The organism is Salinivibrio costicola subsp. alcaliphilus (assembly GCF_001996185.1).
In the GTDB taxonomy this organism is placed as follows: Bacteria; Pseudomonadota; Gammaproteobacteria; order Enterobacterales; family Vibrionaceae; genus Salinivibrio; species Salinivibrio costicola.
The window spans coordinates 1-927 of record NZ_MUFR01000106.1; the positions used below are offsets into that span (position 1 = coordinate 1).

Genomic DNA, 927 nt, shown 5'->3' on the forward strand with positions numbered 1-927 from the left:
CCCAGATTCAAATGGCTTTTACTGCCTTATCTGGGCTTTTCGCAAGTTAATACGTCCTTCATCGCCTCTGACTGCCAAGGCATCCACCGTCTACGCTTAATTACTTAACCATACAACCCCAAGAGGTCTTTTTTTGCTCGATCTTTCTCTTTTATGCTGCCTCTTGCTTAACTTTTGCTTGGTCACGTAACACGTTACGCTCCCGGCGGCAAAAGTCTCGCGCGCGTTGCCTAAAAAAGAAATCTACGTCGCAAAACCACTGAGTGTTGAATCATCAACCAATTAAGGTTTTGTTTTTGCCGGACTCAAATAGAAGCTTTGTCGTTATTGATTCAATAAGACAAAGTCCAAGCACACTTGATTGTGTGAGTGACATTATATGTCACTGATTGAGAACTTTACTGTCATTCTTAAAGAATGACTTGTCAGCTTTCCAGATTGTTAAAGAGCATGTGTATTTATCATAACGATAAACCACTTTATTATTCGCTTTCAGACACTCGTCGTCGCAACAGGGGATAACTGCTGTCTAAAAACGTATAATGAAATGGTGGAGCTAAGCAGGATCGAACTGCTGACCTCCTGCGTGCAAGGCAGGCGCTCTCCCAGCTGAGCTATAGCCCCAATAATGGCTTTTTCTCTATTGAGAAAATGGTGGGCGATACCGGGCTCGAACCAGTGACCCCCTCCTTGTAAGGGAGGTGCTCTCCCAACTGAGCTAATCGCCCATTTTTCAGACTTGGTGGAGCTAGGCGGGATCGAACCGCCGACCTCTTGCATGCCATGCAAGCGCTCTCCCAGCTGAGCTATAGCCCCGCGTCTGAGAAATGGTGGGTTGTACAGGATTCGAACCTGTGACCAATTGATTAAAAGTCAACTGCTCTACCAACTGAGCTAACAACCCAATGGCGTCCCATAGGGGAGTCG

General features: G+C 46.3%; 4 tRNA genes and 1 rRNA gene. All 5 read right to left on the reverse strand.

Annotation, left to right across the window (positions count from 1 at the left end):
- Positions 1-110, reverse strand: a 23S ribosomal RNA gene (locus BZJ21_RS15335); the annotation flags it as partial.
- A 438-nt stretch (positions 111-548) separates the two neighbouring features.
- Positions 549-624 (reverse strand) — tRNA-Ala (locus BZJ21_RS15340).
- Positions 625-652: 28 nt separating this feature from the next.
- Positions 653-728: transfer RNA gene (locus tag BZJ21_RS15345), tRNA-Val, on the reverse strand.
- A 12-nt stretch (positions 729-740) separates the two neighbouring features.
- A tRNA-Ala gene (locus BZJ21_RS15350) sits at positions 741-816 on the reverse strand.
- Between the two features lie 12 nt (positions 817-828).
- Positions 829-904 (reverse strand) — tRNA-Lys (locus BZJ21_RS15355).
- Positions 905-927 lie beyond the last annotated feature (23 nt).